This is a genomic window from Limnohabitans planktonicus II-D5, from assembly GCF_001270065.2.
Classification (GTDB): Bacteria; Pseudomonadota; Gammaproteobacteria; order Burkholderiales; family Burkholderiaceae_C; genus Limnohabitans_A; species Limnohabitans_A planktonicus.
The window spans coordinates 81,602-107,650 of record NZ_LFYT02000011.1 but is presented as its reverse complement, the minus strand read 5'-3'; the positions used below and the strand labels follow the sequence as shown (position 1 = coordinate 107,650).

At 59.3% G+C, this 26,049-nt stretch carries 29 protein-coding genes and 1 tRNA gene; 21 read left to right on the top strand and 9 right to left on the bottom strand.

What is annotated here, in order from left to right; all coding sequences use genetic code 11:
- Window positions 1-277: 277 nt before the first annotated feature.
- Both H663_RS31015 and H663_RS31010 read right to left on the bottom strand, forming a co-directional pair.
- Window positions 278-1,792, bottom strand: a complete 1,515-nt coding sequence (locus H663_RS31015; protein WP_053171978.1) for an acetyl-CoA hydrolase/transferase family protein — start codon at window positions 1,790-1,792, stop codon at window positions 278-280.
- A 212-nt stretch (window positions 1,793-2,004) separates the two neighbouring features.
- A tRNA-Lys gene (locus tag H663_RS31010) sits at window positions 2,005-2,080 on the bottom strand.
- A 270-nt stretch (window positions 2,081-2,350) separates the two neighbouring features.
- Here H663_RS31010 and H663_RS31005 point away from each other — a divergent pair.
- The 4 genes from H663_RS31005 (at window position 2,351) to H663_RS30990 (ending at window position 4,822) form a co-directional block, all read left to right on the top strand.
- A complete protein-coding gene (locus H663_RS31005; RefSeq protein WP_053171981.1) occupies window positions 2,351-2,680 on the top strand; it encodes an ArsR/SmtB family transcription factor in 330 nt (109 codons plus the stop codon).
- Between the two features lie 85 nt (window positions 2,681-2,765).
- Window positions 2,766-3,176, top strand: a complete 411-nt coding sequence (locus H663_RS31000) for a DsrE family protein (RefSeq protein WP_053171983.1) — start codon at window positions 2,766-2,768, stop codon at window positions 3,174-3,176.
- Window positions 3,177-3,227: 51 nt separating this feature from the next.
- A complete protein-coding gene (locus H663_RS30995; protein WP_053171985.1) occupies window positions 3,228-3,536 on the top strand; it encodes a c-type cytochrome in 309 nt (102 codons plus the stop codon).
- Window positions 3,537-3,547: 11 nt separating this feature from the next.
- Window positions 3,548-4,822 carry an FCSD flavin-binding domain-containing protein gene (locus H663_RS30990; protein WP_053171987.1) on the top strand — a complete coding sequence of 425 codons (1,275 nt, stop codon included), beginning with the start codon at window positions 3,548-3,550 and terminating at the stop codon, window positions 4,820-4,822.
- A 98-nt stretch (window positions 4,823-4,920) separates the two neighbouring features.
- Here H663_RS30990 and H663_RS30985 read toward each other — a convergent pair whose 3' ends face one another.
- A complete protein-coding gene (locus H663_RS30985) occupies window positions 4,921-5,985 on the bottom strand; it encodes a YeeE/YedE family protein (protein WP_240620492.1) in 1,065 nt (354 codons plus the stop codon).
- 103 nt (window positions 5,986-6,088) lie between these two features.
- On the opposite strand from H663_RS30985, the gene H663_RS30980 reads away from it, so the two are divergent.
- Entirely contained in the window at window positions 6,089-6,598 is a 510-nt protein-coding gene (locus tag H663_RS30980; RefSeq protein WP_240620491.1) for a thioredoxin fold domain-containing protein, read from the top strand.
- 394 nt (window positions 6,599-6,992) lie between these two features.
- Here H663_RS30980 and H663_RS30970 read toward each other — a convergent pair whose 3' ends face one another.
- From H663_RS30970 to H663_RS30950, 5 genes are all read right to left on the bottom strand, one after another.
- The gene (locus H663_RS30970; protein WP_053171989.1) at window positions 6,993-8,294 is read right to left on the bottom strand and encodes a DUF3422 family protein; all 1,302 of its coding nucleotides are present in this window, start codon (window positions 8,292-8,294) and stop codon (window positions 6,993-6,995) included.
- Window positions 8,295-8,442: 148 nt separating this feature from the next.
- Window positions 8,443-9,063 carry a class I SAM-dependent methyltransferase gene (locus H663_RS30965; protein WP_053171991.1) on the bottom strand — a complete coding sequence of 207 codons (621 nt, stop codon included), beginning with the start codon at window positions 9,061-9,063 and terminating at the stop codon, window positions 8,443-8,445.
- 206 nt (window positions 9,064-9,269) lie between these two features.
- Window positions 9,270-9,830 carry a demethoxyubiquinone hydroxylase family protein gene (locus tag H663_RS30960; RefSeq protein ID WP_240620490.1) on the bottom strand — a complete coding sequence of 187 codons (561 nt, stop codon included), beginning with the start codon at window positions 9,828-9,830 and terminating at the stop codon, window positions 9,270-9,272.
- A gap of 159 nt (window positions 9,831-9,989) precedes the next feature.
- Complete coding sequence (locus H663_RS30955) at window positions 9,990-10,463, bottom strand: Dps family protein (protein ID WP_053171992.1); 474 nt, start codon at window positions 10,461-10,463, stop codon at window positions 9,990-9,992.
- Between the two features lie 27 nt (window positions 10,464-10,490).
- Window positions 10,491-11,420 carry a ZIP family metal transporter gene (locus H663_RS30950; protein WP_053171994.1) on the bottom strand — a complete coding sequence of 310 codons (930 nt, stop codon included), beginning with the start codon at window positions 11,418-11,420 and terminating at the stop codon, window positions 10,491-10,493.
- Window positions 11,421-11,509: 89 nt separating this feature from the next.
- Here H663_RS30950 and H663_RS30945 point away from each other — a divergent pair, with 89 nt between their 5' ends.
- Both H663_RS30945 and H663_RS30940 read left to right on the top strand, forming a co-directional pair.
- Window positions 11,510-11,812, top strand: coding sequence for a hypothetical protein (locus H663_RS30945; RefSeq protein ID WP_205872715.1), 303 nt, complete (start codon window positions 11,510-11,512; stop codon window positions 11,810-11,812).
- Window positions 11,813-12,000: 188 nt separating this feature from the next.
- Window positions 12,001-12,450 (top strand): OsmC family protein, encoded by a 450-nt coding sequence (locus H663_RS30940; protein ID WP_053172184.1) that lies wholly within the window; start codon window positions 12,001-12,003, stop codon window positions 12,448-12,450.
- Window positions 12,451-12,586: 136 nt separating this feature from the next.
- On the opposite strand, the gene H663_RS30935 is transcribed toward H663_RS30940, so the two are convergent.
- Window positions 12,587-12,922 (bottom strand): ArsR/SmtB family transcription factor, encoded by a 336-nt coding sequence (locus H663_RS30935; protein ID WP_053171997.1) that lies wholly within the window; start codon window positions 12,920-12,922, stop codon window positions 12,587-12,589.
- Between the two features lie 134 nt (window positions 12,923-13,056).
- On the opposite strand from H663_RS30935, the gene H663_RS30930 reads away from it, so the two are divergent.
- The 14 genes from H663_RS30930 to soxX all read left to right on the top strand — a co-directional run bounded on the left by H663_RS30930 (window position 13,057) and on the right by soxX (window position 26,031).
- The gene (locus H663_RS30930; protein WP_116695854.1) at window positions 13,057-14,148 is read left to right on the top strand and encodes an efflux RND transporter periplasmic adaptor subunit; all 1,092 of its coding nucleotides are present in this window, start codon (window positions 13,057-13,059) and stop codon (window positions 14,146-14,148) included.
- Window positions 14,145-17,366, top strand: a complete 3,222-nt coding sequence (locus tag H663_RS30925) for an efflux RND transporter permease subunit (RefSeq protein ID WP_053172001.1) — start codon at window positions 14,145-14,147, stop codon at window positions 17,364-17,366. The genes H663_RS30930 and H663_RS30925 overlap by 4 nt, the downstream gene beginning before the upstream one ends.
- A 31-nt stretch (window positions 17,367-17,397) precedes the next feature.
- Entirely contained in the window at window positions 17,398-17,607 is a 210-nt protein-coding gene (locus H663_RS30920) for a YgaP family membrane protein (protein WP_053172003.1), read from the top strand.
- A gap of 18 nt (window positions 17,608-17,625) precedes the next feature.
- Window positions 17,626-19,008, top strand: a complete 1,383-nt coding sequence (locus H663_RS30915; RefSeq protein ID WP_053172005.1) for a TolC family protein — start codon at window positions 17,626-17,628, stop codon at window positions 19,006-19,008.
- A 28-nt stretch (window positions 19,009-19,036) separates the two neighbouring features.
- Entirely contained in the window at window positions 19,037-19,417 is a 381-nt protein-coding gene (locus H663_RS30910) for a rhodanese-like domain-containing protein (RefSeq protein WP_053172007.1), read from the top strand.
- Between the two features lie 168 nt (window positions 19,418-19,585).
- Window positions 19,586-19,894 (top strand): c-type cytochrome, encoded by a 309-nt coding sequence (locus H663_RS30905; protein ID WP_053172009.1) that lies wholly within the window; start codon window positions 19,586-19,588, stop codon window positions 19,892-19,894.
- Between the two features lie 149 nt (window positions 19,895-20,043).
- Window positions 20,044-20,334 (top strand): hypothetical protein, encoded by a 291-nt coding sequence (locus H663_RS30900; protein ID WP_240620489.1) that lies wholly within the window; start codon window positions 20,044-20,046, stop codon window positions 20,332-20,334.
- A 487-nt stretch (window positions 20,335-20,821) separates the two neighbouring features.
- Window positions 20,822-21,169 carry an ArsR/SmtB family transcription factor gene (locus H663_RS30895; RefSeq protein ID WP_053172014.1) on the top strand — a complete coding sequence of 116 codons (348 nt, stop codon included), beginning with the start codon at window positions 20,822-20,824 and terminating at the stop codon, window positions 21,167-21,169.
- Window positions 21,166-22,530 carry a sulfite dehydrogenase gene (gene soxC, locus H663_RS30890; protein WP_240620488.1) on the top strand — a complete coding sequence of 455 codons (1,365 nt, stop codon included), beginning with the start codon at window positions 21,166-21,168 and terminating at the stop codon, window positions 22,528-22,530. Before H663_RS30895 ends, soxC begins: the two co-directional genes overlap by 4 nt.
- The gene (locus H663_RS30885) at window positions 22,514-23,587 is read left to right on the top strand and encodes a c-type cytochrome (RefSeq protein ID WP_053172016.1); all 1,074 of its coding nucleotides are present in this window, start codon (window positions 22,514-22,516) and stop codon (window positions 23,585-23,587) included. The genes soxC and H663_RS30885 overlap by 17 nt, the downstream gene beginning before the upstream one ends.
- Window positions 23,588-23,656: 69 nt before the next feature.
- Entirely contained in the window at window positions 23,657-24,112 is a 456-nt protein-coding gene (gene soxY / locus H663_RS30880) for a thiosulfate oxidation carrier protein SoxY (protein ID WP_053172018.1), read from the top strand.
- A gap of 54 nt (window positions 24,113-24,166) precedes the next feature.
- Window positions 24,167-24,478 (top strand): thiosulfate oxidation carrier complex protein SoxZ, encoded by a 312-nt coding sequence (gene soxZ, locus H663_RS30875; protein ID WP_205872714.1) that lies wholly within the window; start codon window positions 24,167-24,169, stop codon window positions 24,476-24,478.
- A 74-nt stretch (window positions 24,479-24,552) separates the two neighbouring features.
- On the top strand, window positions 24,553-25,356 hold the full coding sequence (gene soxA / locus H663_RS30870) for a sulfur oxidation c-type cytochrome SoxA (protein ID WP_053172022.1): 804 nt from the start codon (window positions 24,553-24,555) through the stop codon (window positions 25,354-25,356).
- Window positions 25,357-25,374: 18 nt separating this feature from the next.
- Window positions 25,375-26,031 (top strand): sulfur oxidation c-type cytochrome SoxX, encoded by a 657-nt coding sequence (gene soxX, locus H663_RS30865; protein ID WP_053172023.1) that lies wholly within the window; start codon window positions 25,375-25,377, stop codon window positions 26,029-26,031.
- Window positions 26,032-26,049: the final 18 nt, after the last annotated feature.

The window sequence follows — 26,049 nt, the reverse complement described above, 5'->3', positions numbered from 1 at the left end:
GCTATCTCTGGCGGTAAGTCGTGCACTGTCACCGCGCCGTCGAGGCTGAAGCCGCCGGCCTACGCAGACACATCCCGTAGGTCGGTACTCGAAGAGTCCGACGTTTGTCCGATTGACCATGAATGCCCAAGCAGGCGCAGCGAGTGGATCAAGCATTTGTCGGGGTCTTCGACCACCGACCTGCGAGAGGTTTTGCAGCGATGATGGGTGGCATCTCTTGTAGGTCGGTGGCTTCAGCCCCGACATGACCAGTTGGAGGGGCCAGCAGCGATCACCTTCACATCTGCCCAGTCTTCAGATACCGGCTGTGCCAGCTCAGCGCTTCGTCCAGCAGGTGGGGTGTGTGCAGGCCTGCACCGCTGCGCTGGGCGCGGTCCATGTAGTCCAGCAGTTGGGGGCGAAAAGATGGATGGGCGCAGCGCTCCACAATCAAGCGGGCGCGTTGGGTGGGGGCCAGGCCGCGCAGGTCGGCCAGGCCTTGTTCGGTCACGATGATGTGCACATCGTGCTCGGTGTGGTCGTGGTGCGAGACCATGGGCACGATGCTGGAAATCTTGCCGCCCTTGGCCACCGAGGGGCTCATGAAAATCGACAGGCGAGCGTTGCGCGCAAAGTCGCCCGAGCCGCCAATGCCGTTCATGATGGCCGAGCCCATGATGTGGGTGGAGTTGACGTTGCCGTAGATGTCGGCTTCGATCATGGTGTTCATGGCGATCACGCCCAGGCGGCGGATCAGCTCGGGGTGGTTGCTGATCTCTTCCGGGCGCAGCACGATGCGCTGGCGGTAAAAGTCGATGTTGGCGTTGAACTCGGCCAAGGCCGTCGGGCTGAGCGACAAGGCCGTGGCCGATGCACAGCTCAGCTTGCCCGAGCGCAGCATGTCAAGCATGCCGTCTTGCAGCACTTCGGTGTAGGCGGTCATCTGGTCAAAAGGACCTTGGTTGAGCCCAGCCAGCACTGCGTTGGCGGTGTTGCCCACGCCCGATTGCAGCGGCAGCAGCGATGGTGGCAGGCGACCTGCTTGGACTTCGTCTTGGAGAAAGTCAATCAAGTGCCCGGCGATTTGGGCCGACACCTCATTGGGGGCATCAAAGGCCGAGTTGCGGTCAGGGTGATCGGTGATGACCACAGCCATCACCTTGGACAGGTCGGCCTGCAGATAGGGCGTGCCGATGCGCTCACTGGGGTGGGTCAGGGCAATCGGCTGGCCGTGTGGTGGCATGGGCATGTTGTGCGCCATGTCGTGCATGCCTTCGAGTGCCGGATTCTGGTGCAAGTTGACTTCCAGAATGATGTGCTGCGCCAGGTCCAGCCAGGTTTGGTTGTTGCCGACCGAGGTGGAGGCCATCATGCGCCCATCGGGCAAGATGCCGACCACTTCCACCACGGCCACATCAAGCGTGCCCAGAAAGCCTGCACGCGCCATGGGCGCTACATGTGACAGGTGCATGTCGGTGTAACGCATTTGCCCGGCGTTGATCTGCTGGCGGCAGCTGGGGTCTGACTGGTAGGGCAGCCGCATCTGGATGCCATGCGCCTTTGCCAGCACACCGTCCAGCTCGGGCGCGGTGGAGGCGCCGGTCCACAAGTTGATGCTGGCATGGGTTTGCCCCGCTGCGTGCAGGGCAGACAACCGGGCGGCCAGGGCTTGCGGCACGGCTTTGGGGTAGCCCGCGCCAGTGAATCCGCTCATGCCCACATTGGCACCGAGCGGGATCAGGCTGGCAGCTTGCGCAGCAGGCATGATTTTGGGATGCAGTGCGGCATTCTGGATGCGCTTGTGGATGTTCATGAGCACTCCGGAATACCCCTGCGCAAATGGCGTGATGCACTCGTTCAAACCGCGTGGCACGAGGTGAAGAGGTGAAAGTCAGACAAGCTACCCGCCGGGCCAGTCGGCCCACGCTTGGATCACCCGCATGAGGCTACAGCGTGAGCAGGGACATTGCTACCCCGAAAAAAAACCACTGGGTGCACAGGCACACAGTGGTTTTTTAATTTTTTTGGTGGGACCAGCGGGGGTCGAACCCACGACAAACGGATTAAAAGTCCGCTGCTCTACCAACTGAGCTATGGTCCCACACGAAGCCGCGAATTATAGATTGGAAAATGGGCAAAAATGAGCCCGGCGCTGGCAAGCTCACAATTTTCAGAAACCGGAGCACCCCAGACGAATCAATGCCTGAGTCACGATGCTCCGGCCTGTAGGCGGTCATGGTCATCGTTGTGCTGTATTGGGTCTGTTCACCCGCAAAGTGCAAATGGATGCCGCCAATTGGGGCGAAAATAGACAAAATACTCAAAACACAAGTCGTTCAGCCCTTTGCACGCCGAGATTGAAAACATAGCCATGGCCAAGACCCCATTGACAAACAACAACGCCCTGACCGAATCGGAAGAGGTTTTTGAAAAAGCTGCCGAGGTGTTTCGCGTCATGTCGGCCCCCATGCGTCTGCGCATCATCAGCGCCCTGTGCAACGGCGAGAAAAACGTGGGCGAGTTGCTCGCCGAGATCGACACCACTCAGCCCAATATGTCGCAGCACCTGAACACGCTGTACCAATCGGGGGTGTTGGGCAAGCGCCGCGAGGGTGTTCAAATCTATTACCGCATCATCAACGACAAGGTCGTTACGCTGTGCCGTGCAGTGTGTGTGCAGATCGCCAGCGAAGCCGATTGAAAGAACGGCGTCAGTTTCGAGCCGGGTTTTCACGGGCATGCCTCGGACTGTGATCCGGCTAATATTCATCCATAAGGAGTCACGAATGAAACGTCATCTGTTGCTGATTACTGGTTTGCTGGCATGTGCCCTGTCCTGGGCCGAAATCAAAGTGGTTTATCACCTGAGCGAAGGCATACCCCAGGCTTCGCGTGCCATTGGTAACATCCGCAACCACTTGGCCGCTGATCCGACTGTCAAGATCGTGGTCGTCACCCATGGTTTGGGTATCGATTTTTTGCTCGACGGTGCCACCAACCAGATGGGCCAGCCATTTTCTGGCAGCGTCAGTGATCTGGTGGGCAAAGGCGTGGAGTTTCGTGTGTGCAACAACACGTTGGTGTCGCGCAAAATATCGGCTGACAAATTGCTGATGGAAGCCAAAGTCGTGCCCTCCGGTGTGGCCGAAGTGGCCAAGCTGCAAGCCAATGAAAAATTTGTTTATCTGCGCCCCTGATGGGCATTGAGACTTTCCAGCGTCCCGTCTGATTTTTTTCGAGGAAAACCCATGAAGATTCAACACGCTTTGACAGCGGCCGCCTTGGTCGCCCTGTCCGGCCTGGCCCAAGCCCAGGTCGATCCGCTGCATGTGCGCAGCTGGGCTGCATCGTGTGCGGCCTGCCACGGCACCGATGGCCGTGCTCAGCCGGGCATGATTTCTTTGGCCGGTGTGCCCAAAGAGGTCACGGTGCAAAAAATGCTGGACTTCAAAGCCGGTCGCGTGCCTGCGGCCACCATCATGCACCAGCTCGCCAAGGGCTATTCCGACGAGCAGATTGCCGCCATCGCTGGCTACTTTGCCGCCCAGAAGAACTAAGGAAAACTGCCATGCAACGTCGTCATTTTTTGCAGACTGGCTCCGCTTTGGGTGCCATGGGTTTGGTTTCGGGTTGTGCCTCCATCAGCGGTGGCAGCGGCCCCAAGGTGGTGGTCATTGGCGGGGGCTACGCCGGTGCCACGGCCGCCAAATACCTGCGCATGTGGTCTGAGCACAAGATCCAGGTCACCTTGGTCGAGCCCAACGATGCGTTCATTTCCTGCCCCATCTCCAACCTGGTGATCGGTGGCAGCAAGACCCTTGCCGACATCACCACGCCCTATGACAACCTGACCAAGCGCCATGGCGTCAAGATCATCAAGGACCGCGTCAACACCATCGACGCTGACAAGCGTATCGTCAAGCTGGCAGGTGGCACCGAGTTGGCCTATGACCGCCTGATCGTCTCGCCCGGCGTGGACTTCATGTGGGAAAGCCTGCCCGGCATGAACAAGGACGGTGCCAAAGACAAAGTCATGCACGCCTGGAAAGCGGGCACCCAAACCGTCACCCTGCGCAAGCAACTCGAAGCCATGCCCGACGGCGGCGTGTTCGCCATGTCCATCCCGCTGGCCCCCTACCGCTGCCCCCCGGGCCCTTACGAGCGCGCCTGCCAGGTGGCCGACTACTTCAGCAAGGCCAAGCCCAAGAGCAAGGTCTTGATTCTGGACGCCAACGAAGACGTCACGTCCAAAGGCCCCTTGTTCAAAAAAGCCTGGGCCGAGCGTTACAAAGGCATGGTTGAATACCGCGGCAAACACAACGTGACCGACGTCGATGCGGCCACCAACACCTTGAAGTTCGAGTTCAACGACGACATCAAGGCCAGCGTGCTCAACGTGATCCCCAACATGCGAGCCGGTGACATCGCTGTCAACGCGGGTTTGGCCACGGCCAACAAGCGCTGGTGCGAAGTGGACTTCCTCACCTTCGAATCCAAAGCCGCCAAAAACGTCCACGTTCTGGGCGACTCGATCCAGATCGCGCCAGCCATGCCCAAGTCGGGACACATGGCCAACCAGCACGGCAAGACCTGTGCGGCAGCGGTCATCGCCTTGTTGATGGGCAAAGAAGTCAACCCCATGCCCATTTACAACAACACCTGCTACAGCTTCGTCAGCAGCAAAGACGTGGTGCATGTGGCCAGCGTGCACCGCTACGACGCTGAAAAGAAAACCATGCTGACCGTGCCCGGCTCGGGTGGCGTGTCCAGCGCTGCCAATGAACTCGAAGGGGTTTATGCCTTGGCTTGGGCGCAAAACATCTGGGCCGACACACTGGCTTGAAGTCCCACAGGCGTGGCTTCAAGCCACGCGCATGAAAAAAACGCCGCAGTCTCACAGACTGCGGCGTTTTTTTTTCAGAGCAGCGTGTGCGCAAACGCTCAGATTTGCCAGCCCATGCTGCGGTGGATGCGCCAGGACAAGCCTGCGCCCAGCCAAATGGCGATCAGGGTCAGCCAGGCAGTCAGCGAGAAGATCGACCCCCCGGTCATGCCCGCACCCACGGTGCAGCCACCAGCCAGCACGGCCCCAAAACCCATGAGCACTGCACCCGTGAGGTAGTGGCCCAGTTTGTTTTCGGTTTTGAAGCCCTCGAACTTGAAATCACCGCCCACCAAAGCGCCGAGCAAGGAACCTGCAAAAGTGGCGGGTATCAAGCCTGCATCAAAGCCCCAGCTGGGCGATGTGCTGCTGGACAGGGCCCGCATCAGCAACTCTGCCGAGGCACTGCTGAAACTCAGGCCCTGGATCTGCACGGCCTCAAACGACTGCGAAGCGATGGCCTGTGTCAGGCCCCAGCCCAAAGCAATGCTCAAACCAACCGCGATCGCTCCCAGCGCCAGGCCCCAACGGCGCTGGTGGGTTTTGAAGAAAAAATACAAACCAAGCGCCATGGCCAGCACAGCCAGACCCATACCTCCATGAGGCCCTAAGCCCGACATGTGCAACAAATCCCGTGAAGGGCCACCGTCAATGGGCCACCAATTGCTCATGGCTTGACGGGCAGGCGCCAGCCAACCGGCGATGCTCGCTTGCACCGTGACCGCAAACACCAAACCCGAAAGCAGGGCGCGCAAATTGCCATTGGCCGACAAAATCAGCAAACGGCTGGCGCAACCCCGCGTCAAGATCATGCCGGCTCCAAACAACAAGCCGCCCAGCACCGCCCCGGAAATGCTTCCTACCGGGCCGATGTAGCGCGAGGCCGAAGGCTTGAGCCAGCCCATCAACACCAGAGCCTGCACGCCAACCAAGCAAGCGCCAAACGCCAGCCACCACACGCTGAAGCGGTCGCCAGCGCGGCCTTCGCAACACTCCACCACAGCGGCACGGGCGCAAAAACGGGTGCGCTGAGCGGCCAGGCCAAAGATAAAACCGACCAATGCGCCGGTCATGGCCAGCACATTTGAATCGCCCCAGGTTTCGAGCAGGCTTGCGAGATTCACGGATGACTCCAATAATTCACTGGTTTCTTATATAAAAGTGCATTGCGTGTACAGTTCGATTCATCGCAACGCAAAACCCGCTATTGTCCACGGTTCGCAAGTCATGGCCTCCCATCCCAGCTCATTTCCATTGTTTGCCCTGCGTCGCCGCGACTGGCTTTTGTGGGGCTGCGCGTCATGGGCTGCGCTGCCTGCAATGGCCCAAGTGGCGGCACCCAAGGCTGCGGCAGCCACTTTGCCTGCTGCGCAATCGCTGCCCGACGAACTGGCCCAGGCCCTCAAAAACAAGCAGCCCCTGATCGTCATGGTCAGCCTGGACGGGTGCGTGTTTTGCCGCCAGGCCCGGCAAAGCCACCTCTCGCCCATGCAGCGTGCAGGCACCGTCATCGTGCAGGTGGACATGCGCAACAACCAACCCCTGCTCGACTTTGCGGGCAAGCTCACCACCCACGACCAGCTCACACGCCTGTGGAAAGTCTCCATCACGCCCACGCTGCTGTTTTTTGGCCCGGGCGGCAAAGAAGTGGCCGAGCGCATGGAAGGGGCGTATCTGCCAGACTTCTATGGCCCCTACCTGGAAGAGCGCATGGCGCAGGGGCAAAAGGCGCTTTAAAGGCGCTTTAAACGCGAATCCTGCGTCAGCTGGCGGCACGGTCCGCATCCCAGATTCAAAACATGATTCCCATCCAGATTGACTCGGCCTGGAAAGGCACCTCGGACTGCCGCAACTGCGGCATCCGCGACATGGTGCTCATTTCCACTTGAACTCAAGGTGCCTAATGCCGAAACACTTGCAGCCATCAGGGAACGCACATGTATGAAATCTGGCTGGCGATGAACATCGCCTACGAAATGGTCTTTGGCCTGCTGCCCGCGCTGGCGCCTTTGGTCTGATCCCGCTGAACGCGTTGTGAAGCCTGCAGGGCTGTCAAAGCCTGGGCTTGTCGAACTGATCGAATCAGCATGAGCCCCCGCAAGACGAGGTCACGTGGCTGATTCGCCCGGGCTCAGTTCTCTCTGCGCAGCTTGTCGTGGATGCGCTTGTTGGTGCGCCACACCACCCACAGCACCAGGGGCACGAAAGCGCCTGCCGCCATCTCGGGGTGGATGGGCAGGCCGGCGGCTTTGGCGGCTTTGCCCAGGTAGAGCAAGAGGCTGATGACGTAGTACGAGATGGCCGCGATCGACAGGCCTTCCACCGTGGTTTGCAGGCGCAGCTGCAGCTCTTGGCCTTTGGTGAGCTTGGCCAGCAACTGGCTGTTTTGTTCTTCGGTCGCGATGTCCACGCGCGTGCGAAGCAAGGCGCTGGTGCGGCTGATGCGCTCGGACAGGTCGGACAGGCGTTTCGCCGTTGCGGCCACTGTCGCCATGGCGGGCGACAAGCGCCGCTGCATGAACTCACCAATGGTTTGGGTGCCGCTGATGGGCGACTCGCGCAGCTCGGTGATGCGCTCGCGCACCAGCTTGTCGTAGGCGGCGGTGGCGGCAAAGCGAAAGGCGTGTTCGGCGGTGATGAGTTCGACCGAGGCGGCCAGACCGATCAGGCGGTCAAGCATGGTCTGGTCTTGTGCGGCCTTGTTTTGCAAGGCGGCCGTGATGTCGGCCAGTTCGCGATCGGCCAGACCCAGTTGCGCGCCCACGGCTTTGGCCACAGGCAAACCGCGCAGGGCCATCAGGCGGTAGGTTTCCAACTCCAGCAAGCGCTGCGAGATGCGCCCGCCCCGTGTGTCGCTGGTGGATTCGGGGGCCAGCACCAAGATGCGCTCAAAGCCGCTGGGGCGCAAATGGAAGTCGGTCACCACCAGGGAGTGCGCGGGGTTGCCCATGCGCGAGGCCACCACCGTGTCCTCGCCAAACCATTGCTGCGCTTTGCGCAAGGATTGTTGAGACTCGCTCAAATCATCGTGCAGCATGATGAGTTCAATGGCCGCGAAGGTCCGCCCGGGAATGGTGGCCAGCCAACCATCGGGCAAGGCCAAGTGGCTCAGCAGATGGGTGTCTTGGGACTCCAGGTCCACGCCTTGCGGCAGCGCTTGCACCAGCGAGTAGCGGGTGAATTCGGTGTGCCGCTCCCACTTGAGGGTGTATGCGCCCAGGCGCAGGCGAACAAAGTTACCTTGAATCTCTTCGAACAACAAATCGGGCTGCAGTCGCTTGAGGTGCTCCCATTCCTGCTCGCGGCTGACGCCGCTGTTGAACACACCGACCAGGATAATGAAGGCCGGCAAGCGGATGCGAGCGCTGGGTCGGGCGTGGACCTCGTTGTGCAGCTCAATGCGCAAAGGGTCGTCAACGGGCAGGGTGTTCATGGGGGCCTCTGTTGGTCTGGGCGGGCTCGGTGATTCATTCTAGCGATGGTCTTTGTGTGCCCAGGACTGACCAGGTCCATGTTTTGTTGCCAAGATGTGCTGTGTCAGGCTTGGATGGTGGACTTCAGCCGACAAGAAGGATCACCCCTCAAACCGTTTTGCGCGCCGTCAGACCTAGCAAGCCCGACATGCCCCGGTGGCCCGTGCCTTCGGCAATCTCGGCCTCATAGGTGCGCAGGTCCAGGATGTCCAGCTCGCTGAAGGCGTCCAGCATCAGGGCTTCGTCGTACAGGTGTGCCAGTTTGCCGGGGCCGCCGGTGTTGAAGTCCAGTTGACGCGGGGTGTAGCCCTGGATGATCAGGGTGCCACCGGGCTTGAGGCTGTCCAGCATGCACGCAAACAGGGGGGCGCGCTCTTCGGGCGTGGCGAACTGGAAAAAGATGCCCACCACGTTGTCGTAATGCGCTGGCCGCCAGTCAAATGACTGCCAGTCGCTGCAGACACAATGGACCTGCACTTGTCGGCTTTGGGCCAGGGCCTGGGCTTTGCGGATGGCCTTGTCCGAAAAATCAAAGGCATCGACCTGCAGGCCTTGCTGGGCCAGCCAGACGCCGTTGCGGCCCTCGCCATCGGCCACGGCCAGCGCATTGCCGGGCGACAGGTGCGCCGCTTGTGATTGCAAATAGGCGTTGGGCGCTTGGCCAAACACATAGTGCTCAGCGGCAAAGCGTTGGTTCCAGGTCTGTTGGGGGTTTTGAAAAGTGCTCATGTAGAAAATTCTTTCAAGCCATTGATCCGGCACGTTGAAGGTTGAAATGCTTGAGAAAAGTCATCTCGCAGCTCGCCACTCGCAGAGTCCGACATGATGGGTTTGGGCACAAGCCCCTGTCGGGGTCTTCGACCGCCGACCTACAACATCTTTGCGCATTGAAAACTTCACAGGGCCGAATCCATAGGTTCAGGAGGCCCGGACACTCAAATACGCCGCGCCAGCACCACCGCAAATGACGATCCTGAGCCGACCACCGAGCACCAAAGGCGCAAAAGCCAAGGCTTGTGCGTGCCAGCCAGGGCGGCGGCTTCGTCGCGGTGGTGCTGTTCATCGGCCTGGCAGCGCAGCAACAAGGGCAAGAGGCCTTCGGGGCCACCGTGCACCTGCAGGTGCTCAATTTGTTGCTGGTAATGCATGTCCACATAGGTTTCGACAGCGGCGATGGTGCCGTAAACGGCCTGGCGGCCAAACAGCGCAGGCAGCGCCCCGGTCAGCCAACCCGCGATGCGCCAAGGCAGCAGCAAGCGGCTGGGGCGATAAGCGGGCAACCATGCTTGAAGCAGGCGCAAGTGCTCGGCTTCGGTGTCGCCGTGCTGGTGGGCAAAGGCCAGCAACTCAGCGTCTTGCCGCCAGAGGGCCACGGCGGTGATGCCTTTGTAGATGTAGACCGCGCCCGTCTCGCCCGCGTGGTCGGAGCGCAGTTCGCGCACCATGTGCCTCGACAGCTTGTTTGAAGGATGTTCAGGAAGTGCAGGGTTTTTCACGGCAGGGCTTGCATGGCGGTCGTGTTTCGACCCGAAGGTGCATCCTATCGGTCCAACCTTGTCCCTGAGCTGCCGGGGTGCATCGGTGTTGCTGCGTGTGTGAACACCGCCCGGCTGCATGGCACGCTGGCCGGTGCTGGCTGCCCCGGCCTGTGCGCTTCACTCTTCCAGCAAGCTGCGCAGCATCCAGGCGGTTTGCTCGTGCACGGCGATGCGCTGGGTCAGCAAGTCGGCGCTGGGCTCGTCTTTGGCTTGTTCGACCACCTCGTACAAACCGCGTGCGGTGCGGGCCACGGCCTCATGGCCCTGCGCCAGGATGGCCACCATTTGCAGGGCCTTGGGGGGCAGGGCGGGTGCGTCGGGCAGTGAGCTGAGTTTGGCAAACTGGGCATACGAGCCCGGTGCCGGGTGGCCCAGCGAACGGATGCGTTCGGCAATCGGGTCCACCGCGTTCCACAGCTCGGTGTACTGCAGCATGAACATGGCGTGCAGGCTGTTGAACATGGGGCCCGTCACGTTCCAGTGGAAGTTGTGCGTGGTCATGTACAGCGTGTAGGTGTCGGCCAGCAAGTGGCTCAAGCCCTCGGTGATGGCCTGGCGGTGCGAGTCAGAGATGCCGATGTCGATTTTCATGGTGTTTCCTTGCGGTTAAAAAAAGGGTCAACCCAAGCTGGTGTCAAGCACCATCATGAGCGCAAAGCCTGCCATCAGGCCCAGGGTGGCGCTGGTTTGGTGGCCGTTGCGGTGGGTTTCGGGAATCACTTCGTGCGAGACCACAAACAGCATGGCTCCGGCGGCCAAGCCCAAGCCCACAGGATAAGCCAGCGCCGAGTTGCCCACCAAGCTGACCCCGATGAGGGCACCAATGGGTTCGAGCAAACCACCCAGGGCGGCAATGCCCACGGCCTTCCATGCTGGGGTGCCGATGGCACGCAAGGTCATGGCCACCGCCAGGCCTTCGGGGATGTCTTGCAAGGCGATGGCTGTGGCCAATGGCAGGCCCACCGACAAGTCGCCTTGCGCAAACCCCACCCCCACGGCCATGCCTTCGGGCAGGTTGTGGATGGCCACCGCCATCACGAACAACCACACGCGCTGGCAGCGCTCATGCCCGGGGCCACAGGGGCCGGTTTTGTCGTGTTCGTGGGGCGTGAATGCGTCCAGCCCCAGCATGAGCAAGACGCCCAGCCCCATGCCCAGTACCACCAGGCCTGCGCCTGTGAAGGCATGGCCCGTCAGTTGGGTGCCCGCTGCGATGCCGGGCAGCAGCAGTGAAAAAGCCGCAGCGGCCAACATCATGCCCGCCGCCATGCCCAGCATGGCGTCTTCGTGCTGGGCTTTCAGGCGTTTCAGGAAAACAGCGGGCAAAGCCCCGAGAGTGGTGGCGGCCAGGCCCGCGCTGCCACCCCACAAGGCCCAGCGCACCACCTCGTGTTGCGTGGCCTGGGCCAGCCAGACCTGGCCTTGCAGCAGCAAGACCAATATGCCCGTCAGGGCGATGCCCAAGCCCAGCAAGACTTGGGGGCGTTGGCGAGCGTGTTGGGCCAGCAATTGTGCCCAGGGTCGTGGGGCGTGTGGGAGGGTGTTCATGGTTGTGTGGTTCGTTCAAGAGGTGAATGATAGTATTGATAAATCAAAATGAAGTTTTGTTTTATTTAATCTATCATTAGCCAAAAGCTATGAACGCTTGTCGCCATTCAAACTGTTGGTCGATCACTTGTCTGTTCGGCGGCACGCCTTGCTGGTCGGGCATGGGGCAAGGTGTGGCCGTGCTGCCCATGAGCCAGGGGGCGCAGCGCGTGGCCGAGATCTCCAAGCAAGCCGATGGCAACACCCAAAACCGATCGCGCGCCTTGGCCCAGGCGCCGCAAGAGCAGGGCTTCACCAACATCCCTGACGTGAACGGCGGCATGTGCAAGTGGGCCAAGCGCGGCTGGCCCATGGTCAAGCCGCAAAACCTGGTGGGAGCGCCCAAGTCTTGATGTATTGCAAGTCGCGGCCAGATCTGGAGATATAGACTGAAACTCAAATAAGGCCATTCGGTGCGTCCCAATGCAAACGGCCTGCATTCAGTTTGTAGCCATCCCAGGAAGGTAATTCCCATGAGCACGTTTGACCCGCCCGGCTTGATGCAAGGCAGCAAGGAATGCCGCCGAAGCAGGGCCAAGCCATGAGCGAAAAAATGATTTCAGTCACGCTGACCCAGCAGCACGATTACCGCTTCGACATCCGTTTTGACGACAGCATGCCTGTGCTGACCAGCGACGAGCCCGCGCCATTGGGCACGGGTCTGGGCCCATCGCCCGTGCAATTGCTGTGTGCAGCGGTGGGCAATTGCCTGAGCGATTCACTGCTTTTTGCTTGGCGCAAATTCAAGCAAGCCCCCGAGCCTTTGCGCTGCGAGGTGCAAGCCCAGGTGGGCCGCAATGCCGAGGGCCGCATGCGCGTGCTGGAGATGGTGGCCACTTTGCACCTGGGGGTGAGCGCCGCCCAGCTGGAGCAGCTGGACCGTGTGCTGGGCCAGTTTGAAGTTTTTTGTACCGTCACCCAAAGCGTGGGGCAGGGCATCCCGATTCAAATCCGGGTGCTCGATGCCGATGGGCTGGTGCTCAAGTCCTGAGGATTTTTGACAGTGCTGGTCTCAGGCGATTGGGATCAGCAGGTCGTCATCAGATGGGGTGCTGAGCAAAAGACCATGGTTTGGCGCTTGAAACCGCAGCCGGTCGAATCGACAACTTTGCAGGCTGTCGAAAGGTTCACAGCGGTGTGAACATGGCCCGGTCGCTGGAGGATTGTTCGTACTGCCGGGCGATGTTGGCGCAGACCAGATCGCACAGGGCGTAGATGGAGGGGTCGCTCACTTTGTAGAACACGCTCGCGCCCCTGCTTTCTCGGGCGACGATGCCGTGTTGCGCCAGGAAAGACAAGTGGCGCGAGACGTTGGCTGCCGAATAGCCACTCAGTTGGGCCAATTCGCCCACGTTGTGTTCGGCATCGCGCAGCAAGTTCAGAATTTTCAGGCGTGTGGGCTCAGAAAGCGCCTGGAAATAGGCGGCAATCTGATCGAGTGCTTTGGCTGACAAATCTTTCATAGGTGCTCCACATCACATTGTAAGGACGTCAGTCATCAGAGAATGTTTGACGGGCTGTTGAAATTCATTGTATTATTGCGCATATACGCAAACAACTAAACACGTAAACATAACGGTTTGATAGAGATGCTTTGATGAACAGACGATTTCTTTTGGCTACGGCCATCACACTCACCGGCTTGGGCACTGCCCCTGTTTGGGCCAATGCAGATGTGGCAGCGGTCAAAAGTGTGGCCGCCCAAGCCAGTGCGGCAGGAGCTCAAGAGGTCAGCCTGGACGCCGTGGTCGAGGCGGTGCGCCAGGCCACCTTGTCTGCCCAAGTACCTGGTGCCATCGTCAATTTGAACGTGAAGGCCGGTGACCGGGTGCGGGTCGGCCAGGAGTTGCTGCGCATCGACGCCAGCGCTGCCCAGCAAAATGTGGCGGGCAGCAGCGCCCAGCTCGAAGCCGCGCAGGCGGGCTTGCGCGTTGCCAGCCAAGAGTTGGCGCGGCAAAGGCAGTTGTTTGAAAAGCAATACATCAGTCAGGGCGCGCTTGAACGCGCCCAAGCCCAGTTCGAAGCCGCCCAGGCCCAGGTGCAGGCTCAGCAAGCCCAAACCCGCGCGGCCCAAACCCAGACGGGTTTCTTCAGCGTGCGTGCCCCCTTCAATGGCGTGGTGTCCGATGTGCCCGTCACCTTGGGTGACATGGCCATGCCCGGTCGCCCCTTGGTGACTTTGCACGACCCCTCGGCTTTGCGCGTGAGCGCGGCCGTGCCGCAGTCGATGATTGAAGGCGTGCGTCAGCAACTCAAAGCGGTGCGCTACGAGATCGCGGGCCACACCAGCGTGGCAGCGGCCAGCGTGCAACTGCTGCCCTCTGTAGACCCGGTGACGCACACCGCGCAGTTGCGCGTGGCTTTGCCTGCGGGCGTTGAGGGCTTGGTGCCCGGCATGTTTGCCCGGGTTTGGGTGCCTGGCAGCTCGGCCAGCGCTGCGGCCCAGAACGGGGCCAAGGATGCAGCCCAAGGTGGCCGCGTGTTTTTGCCGCTCACAGCCATCGTGCGCCGCGCCGAGATGACCGGTGTTTACGTGATGGACGCGAAAGGGCAACCGCGTTTGCGCCAGGTGCGCTTGGGCCGCACTTCGGGCCAGACGGTGGAGGTGTTGACCGGCGTGAACGCGGGTGAGCAGGTGGTGACCGAGCCCGCCAGCCTTGGCAAGAAACTTCCGAAAGCAGCCCCATGAGCGAGCAAAAAATGGGCATTTCGGGCCGCATCGCGGCAGCCTTCCAGCGTGCACAAATCACGCCTTTGCTGGCGCTGGTGGCGTTTTTGCTGGGTGTGTTTGCCGTGATGGTGACGCCCCGCGAAGAAGAGCCGCAAATCAACGTGACCATGGCCAACGTGATCGCACCTTTTCCGGGCGCATCGGTGCGCGATGTCGAGCAAATGGTGGCGATCCCGGCCGAGCAGGTGCTCTCCAAGATCGCGGGTGTCGAGCATGTGTATTCGGTCTCGCGCCCCGGCGTGGCCATCCTGACGGTGCAGTTCAAGGTGGGCGTGCCGCGCACCGAGGCGCTGGTCAAGTTGCACGACACGATCCGCGAAAACGCTGACTGGTTGCCACGCAACCTGGGTCTGCCTGAGCCTTTGATCAAACCCAAGGGCATCGACGATGTGCCCATCGTGTCTTTGACCTTGCACGGCAAAAACGCAGACGTGAGCGCTTTTGATCTGGAGCGCGTGGCGCACAGCATCGAGGCCGACATCAAGCGCGTGCCCGGCACCCGCGATGTGGTCACCATTGGTGGCCCGCGGCGTGCGGTGCTGGTGCAGATCGACCCGCAGCGCATGAACGGATCGGGCGTCACCGTGCACGACTTGCGCATGGCCTTGCAGTCGGCCAACCTCGGCTTGCCCGTGGGTGAATTGCTGGGTGCCAACCAGAGCGTGGCCATTGAGGCCGGTCCACACCTGGCGCAAGCCAGCGACGTGGCCGATCTGGTCGTGCAAGTGGTTCAGGGCAAGCCCGTCTTTTTGAAAGACGTGGCCAGCGTGAAAGATGGCCCCATGCCCGCCGAGCGTTATGTCTGGCACGGCAACAACGACAAAAATGGCGGCGAAGAGTTTGCCGCCGTGACGCTGTCCATCACCAAAAAATCGGGCGAAAACGCCATCGATGTGGCCAATGGTGTCAAGAGCCGCGTTGAGAAGCTGCAAGGCACGGTGATCCCTGACAACGTGCAGGTGGTGGAGACCCGCAACTACGGTGAAACCGCCAACGACAAGGCGCAAAAACTGATTCAGAAGCTGCTGTTTGCCACCGCTTCGGTGGTGGCGCTGGTGTTCATGGCGCTGGGGCGCCGCGAAGCCGCCATCGTCGGCGTGGCGGTCATCTTGACGCTGACGGCGACTTTATTCGCCTCTTGGGCCTGGGGCTTCACGCTCAACCGCGTGTCGCTGTTTGCCCTGATCTTTTCCATCGGCATTTTGGTGGACGACGCGATCGTGGTGGTGGAAAACATCCACCGCCACCAACAGCTGTATCCGGGTAAAAGCATCCGCGAGATCATTCCCGGTGCGGTGGACGAAGTCGGTGGCCCCACCATCTTGGCCACCTTCACCGTGATCGCGGCCTTGTTGCCCATGGCCTTTGTGAGCGGCCTGATGGGCCCTTACATGAGCCCTATCCCAATCAATGCCAGCTTGGGCATGTTGCTGTCGTTGGCCATTGCCTTTGTCATCACGCCATGGTTGTCGGGCATGTGGATGAAGCCGTCTGGCCATGCGCACGATGAGAATGCAAGGGGTGGGGGACACAGCGGTCTGAGCGCCAAGCTAGAACCCCTGTTTGAAAAAATCTTCAAACCTTTGCTCGACAACCAATCAGGCGGGCGCAACCGCAAGCTGCTGGGCTTGGGCATTGCGGGTTTGATCGCTTTGTCCTTGGTCCTGCCGGTCACTGGGCTGGTCATGCTCAAGATGCTGCCCTTTGACGATAAATCGGAGTTTCAGGTGGTGGTGGACATGTCTGCGGGCACACCTTTGGAGAGAACCGCCGCTGTGATGCGCGAGCTGGGCGGCCACCTGGCCACCGTGCCCGAGGTGACGCATTACCAAGCTTATGTGGGCACGGCTTCGCCGATCAACTTCAACGGTTTGGTGCGCCAGTACTACCTGCGTGCAGGCTCCGAGCTGGGCGATCTCCAGGTGAATCTGGTGCGCAAGTCCGAGCGCAGCGACAAGAGCCATGTGATTGCCACGCGTGTCCGTCCGGCCTTGCAAGAGATCGGCCGCAAGCACGGTGCCAACGTCAAAGTGGTCGAAGTGCCACCGGGCCCGCCCGTGATGTCGCCCATCGTGGCCGAGATTTATGGGCCCGATGCCGAAGGCCGTCGCCAAGTGGCCAAGTCGGTGCGCGCCGTGTTTGAAAAAACCGAAGGTGTGGTGGACATCGATGACAGTTCCATTGACGATGCGCCGCGCAAGCTGCTGCTGGTGGACCGCCGCAAAGCGGCCGTGCTGGGCGTGTCGCAACAAGCCATCGTGACCACATTGCGCGCCGGTTTGGCGGGCGAGTCTGTCACGTATTTGCATGACGGCAGCAAGTACCCGGTGCCCGCCTTGATTCAGCTGCCCGAGCACTTGCATGGCGATCTGGACGCCTTGCTGCAGCTGGGCGTGAAAAGCGCCACAGGCAAGGTGGTGGCCCTGCGTGAGCTGGTCACCGTGAGCGACACGCTGCGCGAGCAGCCCGTCATCCACAAAGACATGCTGCCTGTGAACTTTGTCAACGCCGACATGGCCGGCAAGGTGGACAGCCCTTTGTATGGGTTGTTCAAAATGCGCAGTGACGTGGCCCAGATCAAAGGCCCGGACGGTGAGCGGATTGAAGAGTACTTCATCCACCAGCCTGACGACGCCTGGCGTGGTTACAGCATCAAGTGGGATGGCGAGTCGCAAATCACGTATGAGACCTTCCGCGACATGGGCGCAGCCTATGGGGTGGGTCTGATCCTGATCTATTTACTGGTGGTGGCGCAGTTTGGCTCGTACCTCACGCCTCTCATCATCATGGCGCCGATCCCGCTGACCATTATTGGGGTGATGCCAGGCCACGCCTTGCTGCACGCGCAATACACCGCCACCAGCATGATCGGCATGATCGCGTTGGCCGGCATCATCGTGCGCAACTCGATCTTGCTGGTGGACTTCATCAACCTGCAGGTGCAAAGCGGCATGGAATTCAAGCGGGCCATTGTGCAGTCGGCCATCACCCGTGCCCAGCCCATCATGCTCACGGGCCTGGCGGCCATGATCGGTGCCTTCTTCATTCTGGACGACCCGATCTTCAACGGCCTGGCCATCTCGCTGATCTTTGGCATCTTTGTGTCCACGGTCCTGACGCTGGTGGTCATCCCGACTTTGTATTACGTGGCGTACCGCAAAAAGTACGGCGCTTAAATTTTTTCTTTAACCCCTTGGAGTTTGAATCATGAAATCTTGGCAAATCGTTCGTTTGCTCGCTGGCTTTTTTGTCTTGCTGTCTTTGGCTTTGGGCGTGGAGGGCAGTCCCGTTTTTGTCAATGAGTGGTGGCTGGCCTTCACCGCTTTTGTGGGTTTGAATTTGCTGCAAAGCGCCCTGACCAAGTGGTGCTTGATGGAGTCCATTTTGAGCAAGCTGGGCGTTGAGCGCGGTTGCTGAACAGACGGCAGCAAAGACATGCGCTCGCCACTGTTCAAACCCCGGCCCCTGAGCGGCTGGGTGCTGGCGGCCTTGCTGGCCGCTCCATCCGCGCAAGCTCTGGATCTGCTGCAAACTTGGGAACAAGCGCGCCAGCACGACCCCCAAATGCAGGTGGTCGCGGCCACGCGCTCATCGGTGCAAGCCTTTGAAGATCAGGCCAAAGCCTTGTGGCGGCCTGTGCTGATGGGCAGCGCCACGGTGGGTGGCATGTCGGCGGACACCCGCACGCAGGGGGCGCAGTTTTCGATGGGTGGACCACCCATGTCGGGGAACTTTGCCACGTCTGCCAACGCCGCCACTTCCACCCGTTGGTCATTGCAAGCCAAGCAGCCGCTGTACAGCCCCGAGCGCCAGGCCCAGCAAGCCCAATTGCACACCGCAGCGGGCGTGGCCGAACTGCGTGCCGACCTGGCCCAGCAACAGTTCATGCTGCTCACGGTGCAACGGTATTTCAATCTGTTGCTGGCCGAGCGTCAGCAGCAGGTGTTGAAAAACCAACATGCGGCTGTGAGCCGATCGCTGACCGAAGTGCAAGACCGCTATGCCCTCGGCGACTTGCCTGTGACCGATACGCACGAGGCCACGGCCCGTGCCGCCGGTTTGCAAGCGCAACTGTTGGCCGCAGACAGCGAAGTGCACATGGCCCGCAGTGTGCTGGCTGACTCCACGCGCTTGAGTGCAGACGCTTTGAAGCTGCAAGCGCCCAAAACCGAGACGGAAGTATCTGCTGTGCCTTCTTTGGAGCAGGTGCTGGCCCAAGTGCAACAAGCCAACACTGGCTTGCTGCTGAAAAAAGCCCAACACGATGTGGCCCGCCAAGAGCTCAAAAAGCACGCGCGCAGTGGCGGCGTCACGCTGGACTTGGTCGCTTCTGTCGGACGCGATCGTTTGAGCGGCGAGGGTGACTTTGGGACATCGTCCAACACGCAAAGCCAGCAAATGCTGGGTTTGAGTCTGAATGTGCCTTTGTACACAGGCGGTTGGCGCAGCGCCAAACTGCAAGAGGCGCTGAGTGCGCAGGCACAAGCGGCCGCTGAAGCCGACATGGCCCTGCAACAAGCGCAGCAACAAGCCCGGTCAGTCTGGTTGGCGCTGCAAACGGGCCCAGCCCGTTTGTCGGCCATGCAAGCGGCATGGAAAGCCAGCACAGCGCGCCTGGACGCGACCCGTCTGGGACGGCAAGTGGGTGACCGCACCACGCTGGAATTGTTGCAAGCTGAAAACGACGCGGCCCAAACCGAATTGGCTTGGTTGCGTGCACAAACCGACTTGCTCAGCACCCGCATCCAACTCGATGCCTTGACCGGCAGCCTGTCGGTGCACAGCTTGCAAACGCTGAACGCACAATTGCAGCCCTGATATCCAGATTTAACGAAGGAGACACCCCATGAAAAACGCCCAAGATCTGGTCATGCAGGCCAAAGCCGCTGTCCATGAAGTCACCTTGGCCGATGCCGAAGAAGCCATTCGCCAAGCCGATGTACTGATCGATGTGCGGGAAGCTGATGAGTTTGCCGCAGGCCATTTGCCCGGCGCGGTGCTGGTCCCCAGGGGCTTGCTGGAGTTCAAGCTCAGCGGCACACCCGCCTTGTCTGGGCGCGACTTGAAGGTGGTGCTGTACTGCAAAACCAGTGGACGTGCTGCACTGGCTGCGCAAACCATGCAAGCCATGGGTTACTTGAATGTCAGCTCCATTGCGGGTGGTTTTGATGCCTGGGCTGCTGCAGGCAAAACGCTGGTCAAGCCTGAACAACCCAGTTTTGGTTGAGCCTGATGGCCGCGTCAGCGGCAAGGCTTTGGGCCTGTTGTGGGTGTTTTGGCAGGGGTGTGCTCAGTAAAATCGCCAGCGCATAACCATCTCGGGTGTGCACAAAGACGCGTTGATTTCGTTTAAATTAGCGACTGGTTATATTTAAACCCCCCATTTGGAGTTCTCATGAAATTGATTTTTGCGCTTGCCGCTGTCGCAGCCTTGGCTTCTTCCCCCGCTTTTGCCAACCTGGACATGGCCAAGAAAAACGCCTGCATGGCTTGCCATGCTGTGGACAAGAAACTGGTGGGCCCCTCTTACCAGGACGTGGCCAAAAAATATGGCGGCCAAAAAGACGCAGCAGCCACTTTGGCCAAGAGCATCAAGGCCGGTGGTTCAGGCAAGTGGGGCCCTGTGCCCATGCCTGCACAGGCGGCATTGAGTGATGCCGATGCGCTGACTTTGGCCACCTGGATTTTGGCCGGTGCCAAATGAACGCAAGCCTTAACGGGCTTGATGAACATTGAATGCTTGAGAAAGCTCGATTTGTACTCGTGGCTTTATTTGCCGCTCAGGGGTTCGCCCTTGAGCGGCTTTTTTGATGGGTGAATCCAATGAAACTGCACGCATCGATGGTTTGTTTGATGACCGCAACGTTCTCCGTGTGGGCTCAGGCTCAGCCCGCCATCTTCAAGGAGGCCGACTACAAGCTGGGCGAAAAATTGATCGCTGACAGCAAATGCGTGGCCTGCCATGTTTCGAAAGTGGGCGGCAACGGCAGCGCCATCTACAAGCCCCAAGGGCGCATCAACAATGCATCGTTGCTGCGCGGCATGGTGGAGCAGTGCAACACCGAACTGAATCTGGGCATGTTCCCTGAAGAGGTGACATCGGTGGCGGCTGTTTTGAATCGGGACCATTACAAGTTCAAGTAATGTCTTTGAGTCAACTGCCCCTCGCTCCTGACACCACAAGCCAAAGCCGTGTGGGACACCATGATTGATACGACCCATTGAAGTCTTCAATGGTCAAAGGTTTTGCAGGTCGGCACTCGCAGAGTCCGCCATTTTGGTTTTGGCACAGGCCCATGACGGGGTCTTCGACCGCCGACCTACAACAATGTGTGAGACCAGTCATCTGGTAGGTCGGCACTCGCAGAGTCCGACATGATGGGTTTCAGCACAGGCCCATGTCGGGGTCTTCGACCGCCGATCTACAACATCGTTGAGCATTGAAAACTTCACAGGGCCGAATCAATAGAAAAATGAAAAAACGCGGTAGCGTTGGTGAGTTTTCGCCTGTCATCATCAGAGCGTCATGAGGCAAACCCTGGCGTTCTGATCAAGAAGTTCGATGGGTGTAATCCCTGATTCAAATTTATCGCTCATCATTTATATTTGAACATCCGAATATACAAAGCTTATGGCAAGCACAGCATGGCTGATGACATTGAAGAATGTGTTTGACAGGGCTGCAGAGTTGTTTGCAGTACTGTCAACGCGAATTCGTTTGCGCATCATCAAAGTGCCATGCCATGGTGAGAAAAACACAAGGCAGTTGTTGTCGCAGATTGATGTAGCGCAACCCAATATGTCGCAGCTCATGAACATCATGTACAGGTCAGGCATTTGGGGCAATCGCCGTCATTGGGCCCAAATGTTTTATCGGTTTTCAGACCCAGCTGCGGCCGGGGTCTGTTGGGGTCATGTGAACGCAAGTTGCCATGGATTGAGCCATGAATTGACAACTCAAAACGAGGAGTTTGTGTGAAAGAAGACAGCATCAATTCAGGAAGGGTGCAAAAAGCACCTGAAAACTTCCTGACCCAAAGTGGCATCAAGGAGGTCTTTGCCCAAGGCAAAAAAGGCCGCCGTGATTTCATCCGCAATGCCTTTGCAGCCGCTGCCGCTGGTGCCGCCGCGCCGATGGCCATGGCTCAGGGCAACCCGGTACCCACCGAGGGGGGGGACCCCAATATTCTGAACCTGCCCGAGCACACCACGGGTCTGGGTCAAGGCGTAGCCGTGGAAGGTTATGGCAAGCCCTCCAAGTTCGAAGCGAACTTGCAGCGCCGTCAAAGCCCTGGCTTGACTCAAACCACACAAGCTTCGGTGTCGTTTGCGCCACTGCAGTCCTTGTTCGGTATCGTCACCCCGAGCGGTTTGCACTTCGAGCGGCATCACCAAGGCTGGTGGGACATCGACCCGTCCAAGCACCGCTTCATGATCAACGGCATGGTCAAAAAGAACATGGTCTTCACCATGGACGAGATCATGCGCTTGCCATCGGTCTCGCGTTTTCACTTCATCGAGTGCGGGGCCAACACGGCTGTCGATTGGGGCAATGTGGCCGTGCCGACGGTGCAATACACCCACGGCATGTTGTCGTGCAGCGAGTTCACGGGCGTGCCCTTGATCACCTTGCTCGAGCTGGCGGGTGTTGACTTGAAAAACGGCAAGTTTGTGCTGGCCGAAGGCGGCGACGGTTCGTCCATGACGCGCACCATTCCCATGAGCCTGATCACGTCGGGTGAAGTCATCGTGGCCTATGGCCAAAACGGCGAAATGCTCCGCCCCGAAAACGGCTACCCCCTGCGCTTGGTGGTGCCCGGCGTGCAGGGGGTGAGCTGGGTCAAATACCTGCGCCGCGTGGAAGTGGGGGACAAGCCGTATGCAAGCAAAGACGAAGCGATTCACTACATGGACTTGCAACCCGGTGGTCTGCACCGTCAATACACGAACTTGCAGGAAGTCAAGAGCGTGGTGACGACGCCTTCTGGTGGTCAAGTCTTGCTGGACAAAGGCTTCTACAACATCACGGGCCTGGCCTGGTCGGGCAAGGGCAAGATCAAGCGTGTGGATGTGTCTACCGATGGTGGTCGCAACTGGCGTCAGGCACGCCTTGAGACACCTGTGTTGTCCAAGGCCTTGAGCCGTTTCAACATCGATTGGGTGTGGGACGGCAAGCCCGCCATCATCCAAAGCCGTGCGCAAGACGAGACGGGCCATGTGCAACCCACTTACCAACAACTGCGCTCTGTGCGCGGCACGCGATCGATCTATCACAACAATGCCATCCAGTCGTGGTTGGTGCAGGAAAACGGTGAGGTGAAAAATGTCCAGGTTTCCTAATGCCGTTTTGACACTTGCGTTGTTGGCTGTGGCCGGTGTCGGCGCAGCGCAAGGCAACAAGTATCCCGGTGTCGGGCGTGATGCCACACCCAAAGAAGTCGCCAAGTGGGACATTGATGTGCGCCCCGACTTCAAGGGTCTGCCCGCTGGCTCTGGCTCGGTGGCCAAAGGCCAAGAGGTATGGGAGAGCAAGTGCGCCCACTGCCACGGCGTGTTTGGTGAGTCGGGCGAAGTGTTCAGCCCCTTGATTGGCGGCACCACGGCCGAAGACATCAAGACGGGTCGCGTGGCCAATTTGAACCGCTCAGACTATCCAGGCCGCACCACCCTCATGAAGGTGGCCACAGTGTCCACATTGTGGGATTACATCAACCGTGCCATGCCTTGGACCAACCCCAAATCATTGACCACGGAAGAGGTGTATTCGGTCACCGCCTTCATGTTGAATTTGGCCAACATCGTGCCTGACAACTATGTGTTGTCAGACAAGAACATTGCCGAAGTGCAAGCGCGCATGCCCAACCGCAACGGCATGACCACGGCGCATGCGATGTGGCCGGGCAATGAGTTTGCAGGTGTAAAAAAGCCAGATACTGCCAATAAAGTGTGTATGAAAGACTGTACGCCCGAACCCAAGCTGGCGTCCTTTCTGCCCGACTTTGCTCGCAATGCCCATGGCAACTTGCTGGAGCAAAACCGCATGGTGGGCGCGCAACACGGGGTCGACACCACCAAGCCTGAACCCAAAGCCGGTATGCCAGTGGCCGCAGCAGCCCCCGTGGCCGCAGCCAAGCCAGAAAACAACGAGGCCAAGGCTGCCATCGCACTCTTGAACAAACACAGCTGCACGGCATGCCATGGTGTTGACAAGAAAATCGTGGGTCCCGGCTTCAATGAAGTGGCCAAAAAACAAGCTGGCAAAGTGGAGTATTTGGTAGGCAAAATCAAAGCAGGTGGTGTGGGCGTGTATGGTCAAATCCCCATGCCATCCCAGTCGCTGCCTGATGCCGACGCCAAACAAATTGCCGAATGGATTTCCAAGGGGGCCAGTAAGTAATTCGGGATATACCCGTTGCACTGCTGAACCTGTTTCAATAGCATCACTCAACCATCAAGGAGATATCAGATGCAAACCCGTCGCGAGACACTCAAGCAAAGCGCAGTTGTGGCTGGCCTCTTGGCCTCCGCTGGCTTCCCCCAGTTCGCCCACGCCGCTTTCAACAAAGCCGCATTCGACGCGAAGTCGGTGCAAGATGCCGCCAAAGCCGCGGGTGCCGCCAGCATGGCCGAAAGCAAAGACGTGACCATCACGGGGCCTGATATTGCTGAAAACGGTGCAGTGGTGCCTTTGGGTGCCAGCACATCGCTGTCTGGCGTCAAGCAATTGCTGATCATGGTCGAAAAGAATCCAGCTGCGCTGGTGGCACTGTTCCATGTCAGCGATGCTGTGGACGCCAACTTCATGACCCGCGCCAAAATGGGCCAGTCCTCCGATGTCTACGCCGTGGCCATCATGAACGACGGCAAGGCTTTTTGGGCCAAAAAAGAAGTCAAAGTCACCCTGGGTGGTTGCGGCGGCTAAGCCCCGGCAAACAGCCTCCACACATTGATTCACTGAAAGATTTAGGAGAGAAAAATGGCAGATCCAATGCGCATCCGTGCCCAGGCCTCTGGCGACAAAGCAACTGTTCGTGTGCTCATGAGCCACGAAATGGAATCCGGTCAGCGCAAAGACGCTTCCGGCAAAACCGTGCCGGCCTGGTTCATCCAGGAAGTCACAGCCAACCTCAACGGCAAGCAAGTGCTGGCCGCTGAGTGGGGCCCCGCAGTGTCCAAAAACCCGTTTTTGCAATTTGCCGTCAAAGGTGCCAAAGCCGGTGACAAGATTGCAGTGACCTGGAAAGACAACAAGGGTGATACCCGCACTGACGAAGCCACGGTGTCGTGATCTTCCGCTGAGTTGGAAAAGGGTGGGGCCACAACTTCACCCTTTTTGCTTTTTTAAAATCACCCGAGGTGAGCATGAACAAAAAAACAACCCTGGCCATGGCTGCAACCTTGGCTTTGAGTGCAGGGACAGCATTGGCCCAAAAGACCACCAGCCAAGGCATTGACGAGTACCGTGCCATGCTGCAAGACGGCAACCCGGCAGACCTTTTTGAGGCCAAAGGCGAAGACCTGTGGAAAAAAGCCCGTGGCCCCAAAAATGCATCGCTCGAAAAATGCGATCTGGGTCAAGGCCCGGGCGTGGTGAAAGGCGCTTTTGTGAGCTTGCCTCGCTATTTTGCAGACACGCAGCGCATGCAAGACCTGGAGTCGCGCCTGCTCACTTGTATGGAAACCCTGCAGGGTTTCAGTGCCGCAGACATTGCCAAGACCCCGTTTGGTCGCGGTGAAATGGCCAACGTCACCGCTTTGGCCACCTGGATTGCGGCTGAGTCCAAGGGGATGAAGTTCAACCTGTCTCAGTCACACACCCAGGAGAAAACGTTTTACGAAGTGGGCAAACGCCTGTTCTTCCAGCGCGGTGGGCCCCACGACTTTTCATGCGCCTCTTGCCATGGTGAAGAAGGCAAGCGCATCCGCTTGCAAGACCTGCCCATCCTGACCAAGAACCCTGGGGACGGCGTGGGCTTCGCCGCCTGGCCAGCTTATCGCGTCTCGAATGGTCAGATGTGGAGCATGCAACTGCGTCTGAACGATTGCTACCGCCAACAACGCTTCCCCTATCCCGGTTTTGCCAGTGACGCCACTGTTGCTTTGTCCACATATTTGGGTGTGAACGCCAAGGGCTCTGCCTCGGTTGCACCGGCCATCAAACGCTGACCCAAGCAGGAGAAACCCATGAACAAAAAGACCCAACTCGTTTTGGCCAGCTTGGCGGCCGCTTTGGTGGCTGCAGGCTGCGCATCTGGCCCCTCTGTGGCCGAGCTCAATGCCCTGACCGACAAGATCGTCAAAGCCTCTTTCCGCGATGAAAGCTATGTGAAAGTGGAGCGTATCACCGCCACCGACGACACCAACCGCGCTTGCAGCGAAGCCGATGTGGCGGGCAAACCACTGGATGAAAAAACGGCCAAGGCCATCGAAGAAGCCAACCTCAAAGCCGTCAAATGGCCCTCTGATGGCCAATTCATCGGTGACTGGAAGCAAGGCGAAGCCATCGCGCAAAGCGGTCGTGGCCTGACTTGGACCGATTCGGCCACCGCGGTCAATGGTGGCAATTGCTACAACTGCCACCAGATCAGCAAAGAAGAAATTTCTTTCGGCACCATCGGCCCGAGTTTGTACAACTACGGCAAGATTCGTGGCGTGGCCAACCCCAACGACCCTGCCAGCAAAGCCATTGTGGAATACACCTGGGGCAAGATCTGGAACGCCAAGGCCTACAACGCTTGTTCCAACATGCCCCGCGCTGGCCACACCGGCATCCTGAACGAAACACAGGTCCGCCACATCGTGGGCCTGCTGCTCGACCCCAAATCGCCAGTCAATCAGTAAGCCCTTGAAAACCCGGCT